Raw genomic sequence first — 14480 nt, forward strand, 5'->3', positions numbered from 1 at the left:
AGATCCTTAATGAAGACAATCATCCTGGTCGGTGGCGGCCATAGTCACCTTCACTGCGTAAAAAAAATAGACCCCAAAGAAGAAAAAGTGAAGTGGATTCTCATTTCCCCTTCCCGCTATCAATACTATTCGGGAATGTTTTCGGGATACACGGAAGGGATCTACTCCCTGGAAGAAACCCGGATTGATTTAAAGAATTTGTGTGAGAGCTCAGGCTGTGAATTTGTCGAAAGAACCGTGCTCTCCATCGATCCCGATCAACAGCATCTCCTGACAGATAAAGGTGACATTTTCACATACGACTTTGTTTCCTTCGACATCGGTTCCAGAAATGACTCAATGGAAATCGAGGGCTTGCATGAACACAATCTAGCCATTAAACCGAACTACCGTTTTCCTGAACAGATCGAAAAGCTGCATAACTGCCGAAGAACCGTCTTTATCGGTGGCGGAGCGGCGAGTATTGAAATGGCTTTATCTCTGAAAGCATGGAAAATGGACAAGGGATATGGCGACCACTCCGTAGTGGTGGTCCACTCTTCTCCCCTTTTAGAAAAGGCCGGTTCCTTTTCATCCAAAAAGATGACGGGCGCCGCTCTTTCAAAAGGCATTGAGTTGCACCAAGGGCGGGTGACAAAGATCGAGGGTGCTCGACTGCATACAGATGAAGACGAGATCCTTGACTATGACGAAGTGATCTTCTTAGGTGGACCTAAAGCGCCTCCCCTATTTGGAAGCAGCGTGCTGCCGACAGATGAAAAAGGCTTCCTGCTCGTGAACAGCTACCTCCAGTCAGTGGCATACCCGAACGTATTCGGAACCGGGGACTGTGCGACTTCACAAGACTTCCCCGACCTTCCCAAAAACGGGGTCACGGCTGTCCGACAAGGTCCTGTTTTGTGGAGAAATCTGACCGGTGCAGCGGCGGGTAAAAAGATTGTTCCATTTGAACCACAGAAACGATATTTGGCGATTATGTCCCTTGGAAATAAGCAAGGTTTCTTAACATACGGTTCATTTTCGTTGGTCAGCGGATGAGCTTGGCGGTTGAAGAATTGGATTGATCGGCGGTTTATTGGAAAGTATGGGGGGTGAGGTGGCAGGTGTTGGTGGTGCCTGTGGTGGGGAGATTCATAGAGCTTAGCATATTCAATGCAGTATCCCTGGATTTGAGATGAAGAAACACTCTCATTTGTCGGTTGCGGGACATGATCCAATGAATGAAGCTTTATTAGTTGCCGCACTTTTTCACTTTGTTGCGCTACTTTCGGCGTTTATTGCGGCACTCCATATTCCACAAAAAAAACACGACCACCTCATCAGCAGTCGCGCTCTCCAACCAACATCCTTATCGAAACAACTCCACATATTTCTTACTCAACACAGGCAGTACGCCGTCAAACAGTTTCTCTCTCCAATAAAGGTCTGCGGTCTGCTGTACGGCTGCTGCGTGATTCGGGTACGGATAGACCATATTGGACAGGGCACCGATCTTGCTTCCCTTTTCCATGGCGAATACGACGGATTGCATCCAGTCACCTGCACCGGAACCGACTGCGTGGGCACCGAGTATTTTACCGCTAGGGTCTGTGATGATTTTGACAAGCCCTTCTGTTCGGTGATCGGCCACGAAACGGTCGACCTCGTCCAATGTCGTCTTGTAGATTTTATATTCTATTCCTTTTTCCACGGCCTCTTCTTCGGTTAATCCGATATGAAAGATTTCCGGTGTCGTATAGGTGGTCCATGGCAGCTTATTGTAGGAAACCTTTCGTTTCAATCCAAATACGGCATTTTGGACGACGAGCTTTCCTTCCATTCCGGCTCCGTGGGTGAACGGGTAGCGGCCGTTCACGTCTCCGATGGCGAAAATATGGGAATGATTCGTTCTCAGTTCATCATTCACTTTAATGAAACCACGATCGTCCACTTCCACTCCGGCAGCGGATAAGTTCAAGGATTCTGTGCCCGGTTTGCGGCCGGTTGCCAAGAATAACAGGTCCCCTTCAACAGATTGCTCCACTCCGTCCTTCATATAGTGAACGGTCTTCTGCCCACTACCGTGCTTTGAAACCCGTTTGATTTCAGCTCCGTACACAAACTGAATATCCTCTTCCAGTATGCCTGTTGCCACTTCACGGATTTCCTTATCTTCTTTCACTAAAATCTCTTCATTCTGTTCAAGGACAACGGCCTCAGACCCCAACTGGGAAAACGCCTGGGCAAGCTCAAGCCCGATCGGACCTCCGCCGATGAACACAACCCGTTGCGGCAGTTCCTCCACTTCAAATACGGTTTCATTCGTGTGGTATTCCACTTCGGACAGGCCATCGATATCCGGCACGTTGGGACTTGATCCAGTCGCCACAACAATCCTCTTCCCTGAAATCCTGTCTTCTTTCTCCACCAGAATCGTGTGAGAATCAAGGAACTCGGCTCCTCCGAAGTAGATATCGACCCCCATTTGCAGGAACCGATCGGGATCATCATGCTGTTGAATATGTGATATGGCGCCCTTGACTCTTTCTTTCACCTTTTTCATATCGACGGTACCTTTGGTTTCAAATCCAAGGGCACTTCCATTCCGGATGGTCGAGACTTCTCTTGCTGCCTGAATGAAGGCCTTTGATGGGACACAGCCCACGTGCAGGCAGTCTCCGCCGAGAAGGCCGCTTTTTTCGATGAGTGCTACCTTTGCTCCAAGGGAAGCGGCTCCCGAGGCGACGGTCAATCCACCGGCCCCTCCACCTATGACAATTAAATCGTATTGATCCATCTTCATCTCTCCTTATGAAAGTAGTCGTTTCGCTTCTAGAAATCGTTGGATCCCCGTGTACAATTCCACTGCAAAAAACAATAGGGTCGTCCACAGGACAATGGATGGAAATACCATCATGACGCTGAACAGGATGAACCCTTCTGTCCTTTCAGCCAGTCCAGCCTGGTAATAGAATGACTTCATACCCTGCTTCTCTGATACGGCTCCGACTGTAAGGAAAATGGTCATGGAAATGATGATGGACACGCTCAGTAAAAGGAGGGCCCACATGATATCGGGGTGCAGGAAAGCAACGCCCAGAATGACGCTGATCTCGACAATTCGATCAAAGGTCACATCCATGACGGTTCCAAAGGGAGACGGCTTGGTTAATCGGGCCATGGTACCGTCCACTGCGTCCAGGAATCCTGACAGCCATAACAAGATGACGGCCAGGATGGGGAATCCAAGGTAATAGACCAGTCCAGTGGTGGAACCCACTATGAAAGCTGTGACTGTCACTTGGTTGGCCGTTAATCCCTTTTTCAGAAACAGCTGTGCCGCTCCCTCTATACTTGGTTGAACCCACTTTCGGGCATGCGTATCTAACATGTTCGTTCCCATCCTTTACTTATCTTCTTTATCCGATAACCCAAGCCATGCTTTCATCTTCTTTTTGAAAATGATCGGTACAATGATCATGACTAAGAAAAATGCGATGGCAAAATATAAATTCGTTCGGTCTTCTCCTACCAAGCTTGACCCTAGAAAGACATAACCAAACGTACCGGGTAAAATTCCGATGGCCGTGGCAAGGATGAATGGAACATATCTTACCTTCCCCATTCCCGCAAGGTAACTGATCAAGTCGAAGTTCAGAAATGGCACAAGCCGTAAGAGCAGGACATAGAAGAAGCCCTTTTCCTCCATCTTTTCCCGTATTTTCGCCATGCGTGGAGATGGTCTTTTTAAAAGTTTCGCCCCCAGGAAGCTTGCTGCGTAATAGGCGACCGTTGCCCCGCCGAGCGCTCCGATGAAAATATAGATAAAGCCTTCCACAGCACCGAAAGCGAGTCCTGCAGCAAGGGATAGAACGGAAGCCGGGAATAGGATCAAAGGCCGCACCGTGTAGGCGACCATAAAGACGATTGGTGCCCAAACGCCAAATGACACAATCCAGTCCCTGATTTCACCGGGTTTTACATGAAAGAAGTTCCGGCTTAGCCACATGAGGAACAACAATACCGCGATGAACAGCAAGATCCTGCCGATTTCTTTCTTCTTCATTGTTCTTCCCTCCTATCCCTCTTTGTGAAACGTTTGGATGTTTTCTTCCTTGGCATACAGCCAGACCGTGTCGTTTATAGAGCCCCCTTCAAGGGGCATCTTCAGTTTCTGATTCAGCTCCTCCACCCATATTTCATGGATATCCGTTCCGGCTACAAACAGCTTCTGCAGCACTGTCCCCTTCCATTTCGGAAGAGGAAGATCCTGATTCGAGGGACTTACGTGCAGATGAGAAGCGTGTATGAACCTCTTTTGCTGCAGGATGAGGCCGTCGCTCATGAATGATGCGACAGAGGGGGTTCCCGGGCGGTAATAGATTTCCTCCGGGGTACCGATTTGCAGGAACCGTCCTTCGTGCAGTACGGCCACTCGGTCCCCCATCTCATAAGCTTCATCACGGTCATGGGTCACGAAGAGGACCGTGGTTTCTTCTTCCTTCAGCATGCCCCGGACCCATTGTCTCAGCTCTCTCCTCCGCTGCAGATCAAGACTGCTGAATGGTTCGTCAAGAAGCAAAAGCTTCGGCTTCAGGATGAGGGATCGGATAAGGGAAACCCGCTGCTGCTGACCACCGGAAAGTTCTGAAGGATAATGATGCATAAACTCCCCTAAACCGACTCTTTCAATATAGTCCCTCGCTCTCTGCTTACTCTCACTTTTCTTCGCCTGCTTCATCTTTAACCCGTACATGACATTTTCAAGAACATTCATATGAGGGAATAGCAAAGGCTGTTGAAAGACCATACCTATGGGGCGGTTCCGGGGCTTGACGGAGGAAATATCGTTCCCTTCTATTACCACCTTTCCCTTTGCAGCAGATTCTAAGCCTGAGAGGATGCGCAGCAGGGTTGACTTCCCCGACCCGGATGCTCCTACCAACGAGAGGATCTCTCCTTTTTCCAATGAAAATGTCACGTCTGTTAAAATCTCTTTCTCTTTAAATGCTTTACTTACTCCATGAATCTCTATAAATGAACTCATAGCTTCTTCCTCCCTCTTACTTGCTGATAAGGGAGCATGAATTTCAGACACCCTTCAAGAATGATGTATAACAGGATGGGGATAAGGGCGAACACGATGGAGAATGCTGCCATGACCGCTTCATCCGCCGTATCGGTAAACGGGTAGTAGACCATCGCCAGGGTGACCACATTCCCCCCGCCGATGATCGCGGTCAGGACGTATTGACTTAGCGAGATGACGATCGTCAGGAACAAGACACTTCTGATGGTCGGAAGAAGAAGGGGCAATTCAATGTGGTACAGGCGCTTGATGCCGCTTCCTCCAAGGATGGTTGACTGTTCGAGGAGTTTCGAACCGATCCGCTCATAACCAGTTTTAAACATTTTCATGCTGTAAGGAATGGTTGGGACCAAATGGACAAGGGCGACCCCGAGCCAGTGATCTGAAAGACCGTATCGTATGAATGTAATATGAAGGCCGATGGCGACAACCAGTACAGGAATGAAGAGCGGCAGCATCATGAGTGCTTCGATCACTGATTTCCCCTTGAAAGAAGACAAGGAGAACACTTTTCCCCCTGTGATACCAATCAGAAAATTGAGAGCCAATACGATGATGGCAATCCACAATGACGACCGTATGGAATCCAGGAACTTCCCTTCGTTCATCAAGAGCTCCCACGCTCTAACGCTTGGATTATGTTGAATGGGGCTCCCCCATACCCAGACGCCGAAAAAGCTTTTATAGACCAAAAATAAAAGCGGGAAAATAAAAAGAATGAAGGATATGCTGTAAAACGACGATTTTCTCATGGTAACACCTCTAATTCCCTATCCCTTTAGTGATGTGCATCCGTTTCTTGTTCGTGAAATAAAGAACGAACCACATGAAGATCCCGATCCCAAGACCTGTCAGTACCAGTGAGGCAAACGCTAATGGACGATCACTCCAACTGCCGCTGTAAAACCAGTCGTATGCAAGGATGGCAAGCATTTGCGGAGACGTCACCCCTAACAGCTGCGGAACCTCAAAGGCGGTAAAAATGAAGGCAAACAGGATCGCCCCGGTTTCGACGAGGACTGGAAAGATAAAGGGCCATTCCGCTGCCCGGAATGACTGATAGGCGCCCGCTCCCAATAACGAAGCGACCTCTTTATACCTTTTGGAAAGGGTGGCATATACAGGTAACAGCATCAGAGTCACAAAGGGAACTTCCTTCCAGACATACGTCACTATGATACCGACCCCGTTCCGGTCCTGAACCATTATCGGAAATTGACTGCGATCGTCAATCAAACCGAGCATACCGGCGACATTCGAGAAAAATCCGCTCTGATTAAAGAGCAGATAGACGAGATACGCCCAAACAAAATGGGGTACAAGCATCGGGATCCACACCAGCAGTTTATGTTTGTTCTCCTTTAACAAAGGAGAGAAGGCCTTTACGATCCCCAAGCCAATGATAAGGGAGAGGATGGTGGAAATGGCCGTCACCGTCAAACTGAACAGGACGGATGCGATAAAACGGTCCTGTTCAAACAACTCACGGTAATGCTCGAATGTGATGATTCCCCCGCCACTTACACTCTCAAAAATCGCAAGGACAATCCCAAGTCCGGGAATGAGGAGGAAAAAGAGAAGGCCCGGGAGGAGAAGCAGCGCGTTATTGACCTTCAGCCACTTCACGGGTCCAGTTCTCCTTTAACCATTCCACATAGGCAGCATCTAGCTCTCCTATGAATTGTTCTTCGAGTAGAGAGGCGTCCAGTACGCTTTCACCGCGATCGATCGCCATAAATTTCTGTCTCCATTCTTCATCCAGCTTCTCATATGAAATAGGTGAGCTCTCTCCCCAATAATCCGGCTTCAGCTTCTCATACTGTGCTTCAGGGGAAAGGAACTCATTGATCGCCACCATGGCCCCTTCTTTATTGGGGCTGTTGAAAGGAATCGCAAGGAAATGAGTGTTCCCGATCGACCCGACGTCCTCCAATAGGAAAGACTTTGTGCTCTCAGGGAACACTCCATCCTTGATCATATGCTCCGCTCTTGCTTCGTTATATCCCATCGTCATCCACACCTCTTCCTGGCTGTATAGCCTATCAAGATCTGTCAAGGTGGTTGGATACGTCTCTCCTTCCCTCCATAAGTAAGGCTTCATGGCGTTTAATTCGTCCCAGACATCCGCTCCCAGCTCTTCCGCCTTCTCTTCATCAAATCCGGCCTTGGCGGGATTTGAATCCGTTTTCGCATAAAGAAGATGTCTCAGAAAGGCATTTCCCGTGAAGTCACTCGGGTTGGGATAGGTGAATTTCCCCGGGTTTTCTTTCATGAATGTTTTAAGCTCCTCAAAGGTGGATGGTGGATTCTTCACTTTTTCATCGTTATAGAAAAAGACGAATTGGACCTTTCCCCACGGCGCTTCAAATCCTTCCGTTTTCGTTCCGAAATCGTATTGAAAGGCATCACTGTCTGTATCGTAATAGGTTGTATAGCTCGGCAGCTTATCCGTGAAAGGGCCTGCCAACAGATCATTTTCTTTGGCATTTTTAAAGTTTTCACCGTTGATCCAGACGATATCGATCGTCCCTTTTTCTTTCCCCGCCCGTTTCTCGGTTTGCAGCTTTTGAAGGATTTCGGTCGTATCTAAAGGGACGCGATTCAGTTCAATATTCTTTTTTTCTTTTAGCATGGGAGCCATGACCTCATCGATATAGCGATTAATCCCGTCGTCTCCTCCCCACATGAACATATTCACTTTGGTCCCTTCCGCTTTCGTTGCGATCGTCTCCCAATCCCCGTCAGGAAGTTTCCCTGTATCGGTTGCATTTGGAGAACTGCAAGCGGATACTATTAGTAAGGAAATCATGCTGATTATAGCTAACCATTTTTTCATCCCATTTGCTCCTCTTCGCTTTTGTATAATTCTATTGTACTGAACCGGATAATATAAAAAAGTAATCTGCCTTACATATGTAACTGAATGCCCCAATAGATAGGGAAAGAAACCAGTAGAACACATTCCGCTGGGTGTCCATATTTAGTGAGGCTTGTAACCTTTTGAATCAAACGTTGTCTAATATGATAAGGAGGTGACTTTAACGTGAAGGGATTGATCATGATCACAATCATTCTTATGGCGGGGATGTCCGGCTGTGGAACGGCTGATGAGAACAGCAATGAACCGGTGAAAAATGGGACAGACCAAGGGGCTGGTGAAGATATTTCTGTACAGAAAGGAATTGTCGCAGGCGAAATGGTACCTTCAATAACAAAACAAGATGGTGATGGTCAGAATATTTATATATATACAGTGAAAAATCAAACAGAGCAGGAGAAAACCTTTGTTTTCTCATCGGGTCAGACAATCGATTACGAACTTCGAAATGAAAAAGGCGAGGTCGTATACAAGGATTCAAAAAATAAAATGTATACCCAGGCGATACAGGAAATCACCGTGAAGCAGGGGGAAGAGTTTTCTCAGAAGATTGTCCTTCCTAAGCTTGAGAGCGGCTCTTATACGTTGACCGTCTGGATGACCGCCAAGGGAGAGCAGGACTATAAAGCGACGGCTGAAGTGTTGGTGGAATAGAGATAAAAAGGATTAATCTTACAGGAACTGTGAGATTAATCCTTTTTTGTATATACAGGTATGGATCCATTGAGGGAAATGCGTTCAGGCGTGACGTTGCAGCTTCTTCCGAAAAAACGGACGCCATGGTTTGCGGCTTCTTCCATGACCCGGGCAAAATGGGGATCGATTTCAGACGCTGACGTGATTCCCCGCAAATCTGTACGCTGGGCGATGAATAAGACCGCTGTTTGATAGTTTCCCGTCATCTGCAAATGGGTCAGCTCTTCTACATGCCTCGCTCCCCTTGCTGTGACGGCATCTGGAAATTTCCCCATTCCGTCCTCGGCCATCGTGACACTTTTCACTTCGAGTAGTAACGTATCATCATTTCGTTTATGGGTGAGCAGGAAGTCAAAGCGCGAGCCTCCTACCTTATGTTCGGCTTTTTCCAGGCGCCAATCCTTCAGCTCCTCAAGTATTTCCAACCGTAAAGCTTCCAGTACCAGCCTGTTGGGATATTGAGTATTTAATGAAACATAGATATCGTTTGTGCGATCATAGGTCATAACCGCTGACCATTTTGTTTTCCTTTTTGGATCCTTGGATTCCTGAAGCCAAATCGGTCCTCCCGGTACCAGCAAGTCCTTCAATCTGCCGGGATCGGGTAAATGGACTTTTTCTATTGAACCTGAAGGAAGCTCGCACTCTAACACAAACCGATTGAGTCGTTCCAGAAAGACCCCTTGGACCAGGGTGTCATGGAATGGTATAGCTACCAAGACTTCAACTCCTCGCTTCCTTTATCTCTCATTTAAGCAGAGCACTCCAGCTCTTCGTTTTGCGGTCAAAGGATAATAAACCGTTCGCAGGTGATTTGCGGATCTGTTTATAATCCTCGGTCATCTCATCCATGTCATAGTAATCACCGATCACCCAAATGGGAATCTCGATCTTCCCCCTGCTTAGTATGGCCTTTTCAAGGGAGATGACCATTCCTTCTTTTAATTTATCTTTAAAGGAATGGATGACTTCCTTCCCGATCACGGGGTAGGGTTTCTCCTTCTTCATGCCGAACAGGCCTTTTCCCCCCTTGACCGTGCTGAGCTTGGAAGAAAGGGTCGCCCCCAGCATATGATAGAAGTCCTCGAAGTCCCGGTAATACACCTTATTGAACCAGCCGTCATCATGGGAAAGATAGGCGTAGCGATTATTCAGCTTGGAATAAAAAGGAGGATGCAAAGGCTGTTTGATATGACCCATATAAAGAAGTTCGGCGATTTCCTGCCCGTTCAATTCATCCACGCCCACTTCTTCTTCAAAATCAATCCAGCAGAAGTCGCCATAGCTCTGAACCTCATCCTGCATGATCTTCTTCATTTCGTCCTGTTCGACATATTCCATATGGGTATGTATATTGAAAGCACCATGTTCGTACTGATGCTTTATAAGAAGTAAGTTCTTTAAGGGTTTGCGGGCATTCATTGCAAACTCATTGAAATGAATGCCGTACGAAACGACATATTGACGATCCGGATTCTTGTGAACATAGATGATATCTTTAACCTGATTATTTGCCTTCAAGAACATTCCCTCCATCTGATTAACACGGTGCACAGTTCATACTTTCTATTTTAGCAAATATAGAACTCAGTTGTTCTTTTCTATTTCATTTCAAAATGATGACAAAAGTCGCAGGGATTTGTCGAAAATAGTCATATTTCAGTACCAGTAGCTGTATTCATTTAAAATGATCAGCATCTTCAAGAAGAAGAAACCATCACCATTATGTAATAAATGGTAGTTTGGATCTATATTCCTCCAACCAACCCCTCTTCTATCAGCATTTTCCTGACTTCATCTCTACAATAGATTCGAAGTACCTCCCATATGTCGACAGAAGTTCGGTAATTTCTCCGGTCATGAGTAGAAATTTCCCTTCATTTCTATTAGACTAGGGAATGTGAAATCTTTAGAAATTCAGGTGAATAGAATATGGAAACTCGCCAGCGATTTGCTGATAAGATCGATTGGGGTCTTCTCTTTTTATTAATGCTGTTCTTCATCGTAAGTGCAATGGGAATCAGCAGCGCCCAGACCTCAGGACAATATGGAACAAACTTCGTCATTAGACAAGCATTTTGGTATGTAGTGGGTGGAATCATTATCGGGGCAGCCTTATTCCTGGATTCAGATCAGTATAAGCGGCTTGCCTGGTACATATACGGCGCGGGAATTTTCTTGCTCGTTTTGTTATTGATCTCACCGGAGAGCATCGCACCTCATCGGAATGGGGCCAAAAGCTGGTTCATGCTGGGGCCGCTTGGGTCCATACAGCCTTCAGAATTCATGAAGACATTCCTGATCCTTGCTCTGGCCCGCATCATTACCAACCATCATGAACTCCATCCAAGAAAAACAGTACAGACAGACTTTCAGTTATTGCTTAAAATCGGCTTGACGACCCTCCTTCCGCTTGCTTTCATCATGCAACAGCCGGATTTAGGGACATCACTGGTGATACTCGCCATCATGACGGGGATCATTCTCGTTTCAGGAATTACGTGGAAGCTGATCGTTCCTATCTATGCTTCTATCGGAGTGTTAGGTGCCGGCATCCTTTCACTGGTGATTTGGGCACCACAATTATTGGAAAAGTACTTAAACGTCAAACCCTATCAATTCGGACGTATTTATGCCTGGCTTGATCCGTATAATTACGCAAAATTAGAAGGATTCCACTTAATCAACTCCCTTAACGCCATTGGTTCCGGCCAGATTTTTGGGAAAGGGTACAGTGACCGGGAAGTATATATCCCGGAAAACCATACCGACTTTATATTCAGTGTCATTGGGGAAGAATACGGGTTCATTGGCGCAAGTGTCGTCATCAGCTTATACTTCCTCCTGATTTACCATTTGACCAAGACGGCTCTCGACACTAAAGAACCTTTCAATGCCTATGTGTGTGCAGGGATTATCAGTATGATCACGTTCCATGTGTTCCAGAACATCGGAATGACGATTCAGCTATTGCCGATCACCGGTATCCCCCTTCCGTTCATCAGTTATGGAGGGAGCTCCCTCATGGGGAATATGCTGGCCCTCGGACTCGTGTTCAGTATGAGGTTTCATCATAAGACGTATATGTTTTCTTCAGAAGATTCTTAATTACAGGTTGCATTCATCCCTGGGATGTGTAAAATAATAGTAATTAGATATCGAACATTCTATGAAGAAGAGAGTAGTCCTGACGTGAATCAAAAAGCGAGCCGGGGATGGTGGAAGCCCGGTGTGAAGCCTTGGATGAACCGCACTTCCGAGAAGTTTTTCTTGAAATCAGTAGGGAAAAACCGGGATCTCCCGTTATTCAATGAGTGTCCTTTTGGGAATAAGAGTGGTACCGCGAGCTTAAACTCGTCTCTATGTTAAAAATAGAGGCGGGTTTTTTTGTGTTTACTATTAATGGAGGTGGATCTAGATGGAATTGAAATCACTATTTGCACATGAATTAAAGTCACAGCTACTCTTGTCTGATTGGAGCGAGAACGACATCTGCGATTTGATTGAAACACCAAAGCATAGTCACTTGGGAGACCTGGCTTTCCCATGCTTCCAGCTTTCGAAAACTTTGAAGAAAGCTCCTGCCCGGATCGCCGCTGACATTGCGGGGAGCCTTTCCTCCCCGCTTTTCTCCAAGGTGGAGGCAGTTGGCCCTTATGTCAATATTCATTTCAACGGGGCAAAAGCCGGGAAAGAAATCGTGTCGGATATCCTGGCGAAAGGAGAGGATTATGGAACTCACACGTTCGGAGAAAACAAAACCATCGTATTAGACATGTCCTCTCCCAACATTGCTAAACCTTTCTCTATGGGGCACCTCCGTTCAACCGTCATCGGAAATGCCATCGCCACCATTGCCGAAAAATGCGGTTATGCAACCGAGAAGATCAATTATATCGGGGATTGGGGTACCCAGTTTGGAAAACTGATCGTCGCTTTCAAAAAGTGGGGAGAACCCGATAAGGTCAAGGAGAACCCAATTGCCGAATTGTTTGTTCTTTATAAGAAGTTTCATGAGGAGGCAGAACTCGACCCGTCCCTGGAGGATGAAGGAAGAAGAGCTTTTAAGCTTCTGGAAGATGGGGATGAAGAAGTAACGAAATTATGGAGATGGTTTAAGGATGAATCACTCGAATCCTTTAAGAAAATCTACTCTTTACTTGGCGTCGGGTTCGATTCCTATAACGGGGAAGCATTTTTCAATGACAAGATGGGAGAAGTCGTGACCTTGCTGCAGGAACAGCATCTTCTTGAGGAATCCCAAGGGGCTCAGGTCGTTCGGATGGATGAGGGGAATCTGCCTCCCTGCCTCATTAAGAAATCCGATGGGGCTACTCTTTATGCCACCCGGGATCTGGCCGCTGCCCTCTTCCGCAAGCGTCAATATGCCTTCGAAGAAGCCCTTTATATCGTCGGCCAGGAACAGACCGTCCATTTCAAGCAAGTCGTGAACGTGTTGAAAAAGCTTGGGTTCAACTGGGCGGATGAAATGAAACATATTCCTTTTGGCCTCTATTTAAAGGATGGGAAGAAGATGTCTACTAGGAAAGGCAGGGTCATCCTCCTGGAAGAAGTGCTACAAGAAGCCATTAAGATGGCCGAAGGGAATATCAAGCAGAAAAACCCTGACTTAAAAAATGCTCACGCTGTTGCAAGGGATGTAGGGGTCGGGGCTGTCCTATTTCATGACCTGAAAAATGACCGCCTCAATGACATTGACTTTTCTTTAGATCATATGCTCACGTTCGAAGGGGAAACAGGCCCCTATATTCAATACACATATGCGAGAGCCCAGTCCCTTCTCAGAAAAGCGGGAGATCTCCATCCCCTTACATTCGATGGCCTGGACGACGCTGAAAGCTGGGAAGTGGTAAAGCAGCTGCGATTATTTCCGGAAATCATTGAAAGAGCATGGCAGCATTATGCTCCTTCCATCATCGCAAAGTATCTGATTGATACCGCACAAAGCTTCAATCGTTATTATGGTAAAACGAAAATCATTTCAGAAGACACCCAACAAAGTTCCCGCCTGGCACTTGTTCATGCCGTCGGAATTGTCCTTGCCGAAGGATTGCGCTTACTTGGAATGAAATCTCCTTCAGAAATGTAGAATCATCAGGAATTCTGTCACTATTTCCCGAGAAATAGAACAATATGAATGGGATATTTCATGACTCCCCATATGAAAAGTGATATACTTTCTTATGTTCTGTTAAATTTGAAAATAACGCTTTATTCATAAAGGAGAGTACTATGTCTGAACTACTTCACACGTTCGAAGCCTGGTTATTGGATTATGGTGTATGGGGACTGATTCTTGTTTCATTCGCTGATTCATCTTTCTTCCCTATCCCACCTGATGTGTTACTGATCCCACTCGCAATTGCCAACCCGGGCAGCGCATTGCTTTACGCCCTTTATACGACAATCGCTTCTGTCATCGGGGCCCTGTTTGGATGGTTGATCGGGAGAAAGCTTGGACGACCGATTCTTGTACGTCTATTTTCTGAATCACGAATACAAAAAGTAGAAGAATACTTTACGAAATTCGGACCCATGGCCCTTCTGATTGCCGGTCTGACACCTGTTCCTTATAAGATTTTTACCATTTTCGCCGGAGTATCCGGAGTGAGGATCCGCGTGTTAGTGATCTGGTCGATTATCGGCAGGGGGATTCGTTTCTTTCTGGAAGGCGCGATCATCCTGACCCTCGGAGCAAAGGCAAAACCATTTATCGAGCAAAACTTTACGCTCCTCACCCTTGCAGCAGGTGGAGTGTTGATTGTTCTATATGTTGTCTACTTAGTCATAAAAAAGAAAAAACGAACACCTTGATGC

14 protein-coding genes and 1 other annotated feature are annotated in these 14480 nt (G+C 46.5%); of the genes, 5 read left to right on the forward strand and 9 right to left on the reverse strand.

Features of this window, described 5'->3' with window-relative positions:
* The first annotated feature begins 9 nt into the window (after positions 1-9).
* Positions 10-1038, forward strand: coding sequence for an NAD(P)/FAD-dependent oxidoreductase (locus tag CN378_RS06415; protein WP_098351085.1), 1029 nt, complete (start codon positions 10-12; stop codon positions 1036-1038).
* A 310-nt stretch (positions 1039-1348) separates the two neighbouring features.
* On the opposite strand, the gene CN378_RS06420 is transcribed toward CN378_RS06415, so the two are convergent.
* From CN378_RS06420 to CN378_RS06450, 7 genes are all read right to left on the reverse strand, one after another.
* Entirely contained in the window at positions 1349-2776 is a 1428-nt protein-coding gene (locus CN378_RS06420; RefSeq protein WP_098351086.1) for a dihydrolipoyl dehydrogenase family protein, read from the reverse strand.
* Between the two features lie 12 nt (positions 2777-2788).
* The gene (locus CN378_RS06425; RefSeq protein ID WP_098351087.1) at positions 2789-3370 is read right to left on the reverse strand and encodes a CDP-alcohol phosphatidyltransferase family protein; all 582 of its coding nucleotides are present in this window, start codon (positions 3368-3370) and stop codon (positions 2789-2791) included.
* Between the two features lie 15 nt (positions 3371-3385).
* The gene (locus CN378_RS06430; protein ID WP_098351088.1) at positions 3386-4045 is read right to left on the reverse strand and encodes a TVP38/TMEM64 family protein; all 660 of its coding nucleotides are present in this window, start codon (positions 4043-4045) and stop codon (positions 3386-3388) included.
* A 12-nt stretch (positions 4046-4057) separates the two neighbouring features.
* On the reverse strand, positions 4058-5026 hold the full coding sequence (locus CN378_RS06435; protein WP_098351089.1) for an ABC transporter ATP-binding protein: 969 nt from the start codon (positions 5024-5026) through the stop codon (positions 4058-4060).
* The gene (locus tag CN378_RS06440) at positions 5023-5676 is read right to left on the reverse strand and encodes an ABC transporter permease (RefSeq protein WP_257141036.1); all 654 of its coding nucleotides are present in this window, start codon (positions 5674-5676) and stop codon (positions 5023-5025) included. Before CN378_RS06440 ends, CN378_RS06435 begins: the two co-directional genes overlap by 4 nt.
* Before the next feature lie 154 nt (positions 5677-5830).
* Positions 5831-6694 (reverse strand): ABC transporter permease, encoded by an 864-nt coding sequence (locus CN378_RS06445; protein WP_098351091.1) that lies wholly within the window; start codon positions 6692-6694, stop codon positions 5831-5833.
* A complete protein-coding gene (locus CN378_RS06450; protein WP_098351092.1) occupies positions 6672-7904 on the reverse strand; it encodes an ABC transporter substrate-binding protein in 1233 nt (410 codons plus the stop codon). The genes CN378_RS06445 and CN378_RS06450 overlap by 23 nt, the downstream gene beginning before the upstream one ends.
* 207 nt (positions 7905-8111) lie before the next feature.
* Here CN378_RS06450 and CN378_RS06455 point away from each other — a divergent pair, with 207 nt between their 5' ends.
* Complete coding sequence (locus tag CN378_RS06455; protein WP_098351093.1) at positions 8112-8600, forward strand: BsuPI-related putative proteinase inhibitor; 489 nt, start codon at positions 8112-8114, stop codon at positions 8598-8600.
* Positions 8601-8635: 35 nt separating this feature from the next.
* Here the strand turns inward: CN378_RS06455 and sfsA are convergent, their stop codons facing one another.
* Positions 8636-9361, reverse strand: a complete 726-nt coding sequence (gene sfsA, locus CN378_RS06460) for a DNA/RNA nuclease SfsA (protein ID WP_098351094.1) — start codon at positions 9359-9361, stop codon at positions 8636-8638.
* Between the two features lie 28 nt (positions 9362-9389).
* A complete protein-coding gene (locus CN378_RS06465; protein WP_257141037.1) occupies positions 9390-10163 on the reverse strand; it encodes a hypothetical protein in 774 nt (257 codons plus the stop codon).
* A gap of 411 nt (positions 10164-10574) precedes the next feature.
* Here CN378_RS06465 and CN378_RS06470 point away from each other — a divergent pair, with 411 nt between their 5' ends.
* The 3 genes from CN378_RS06470 to CN378_RS06480 all read left to right on the forward strand — a co-directional run bounded on the left by CN378_RS06470 (position 10575) and on the right by CN378_RS06480 (position 14477).
* The gene (locus tag CN378_RS06470; RefSeq protein WP_098351096.1) at positions 10575-11750 is read left to right on the forward strand and encodes an FtsW/RodA/SpoVE family cell cycle protein; all 1176 of its coding nucleotides are present in this window, start codon (positions 10575-10577) and stop codon (positions 11748-11750) included.
* 52 nt (positions 11751-11802) lie between these two features.
* Positions 11803-12007: a binding site (T-box leader), on the forward strand.
* Between the two features lie 53 nt (positions 12008-12060).
* Entirely contained in the window at positions 12061-13752 is a 1692-nt protein-coding gene (gene argS / locus CN378_RS06475; protein ID WP_098351097.1) for an arginine--tRNA ligase, read from the forward strand.
* 143 nt (positions 13753-13895) lie between these two features.
* Positions 13896-14477: a YqaA family protein gene (locus tag CN378_RS06480; protein ID WP_098351098.1), complete on the forward strand. Its 582-nt coding sequence runs from the start codon at positions 13896-13898 to the stop codon at positions 14475-14477.
* Positions 14478-14480: the final 3 nt, after the last annotated feature.

Origin of the sequence: Bacillus sp. AFS015802 (genome assembly GCF_002561455.1) — a bacterium.
In the GTDB taxonomy this organism is placed as follows: Bacteria; Bacillota; Bacilli; order Bacillales; family Bacillaceae_B; genus Rossellomorea.

Coding starts and splice junctions, on each gene's coding strand:
- CN378_RS06420 (WP_098351086.1), bottom strand. CDS start 2,776: ATGGATCAATACGATTTAATTGTCATAGGTGGAGGGGCCGGTGGATTG.
- argS (WP_098351097.1), top strand. CDS start 12,061: ATGGAATTGAAATCACTATTTGCACATGAATTAAAGTCACAGCTACTC.
- CN378_RS06450 (WP_098351092.1), bottom strand. CDS start 7,904: ATGAAAAAATGGTTAGCTATAATCAGCATGATTTCCTTACTAATAGTA.
- CN378_RS06480 (WP_098351098.1), top strand. CDS start 13,896: ATGTCTGAACTACTTCACACGTTCGAAGCCTGGTTATTGGATTATGGT.
- CN378_RS06415 (WP_098351085.1), top strand. CDS start 10: ATGAAGACAATCATCCTGGTCGGTGGCGGCCATAGTCACCTTCACTGC.
- CN378_RS06425 (WP_098351087.1), bottom strand. CDS start 3,370: ATGTTAGATACGCATGCCCGAAAGTGGGTTCAACCAAGTATAGAGGGA.
- CN378_RS06440 (WP_257141036.1), bottom strand. CDS start 5,676: ATGAACGAAGGGAAGTTCCTGGATTCCATACGGTCGTCATTGTGGATT.
- CN378_RS06430 (WP_098351088.1), bottom strand. CDS start 4,045: ATGAAGAAGAAAGAAATCGGCAGGATCTTGCTGTTCATCGCGGTATTG.
- CN378_RS06435 (WP_098351089.1), bottom strand. CDS start 5,026: ATGAGTTCATTTATAGAGATTCATGGAGTAAGTAAAGCATTTAAAGAG.
- CN378_RS06470 (WP_098351096.1), top strand. CDS start 10,575: ATGGAAACTCGCCAGCGATTTGCTGATAAGATCGATTGGGGTCTTCTC.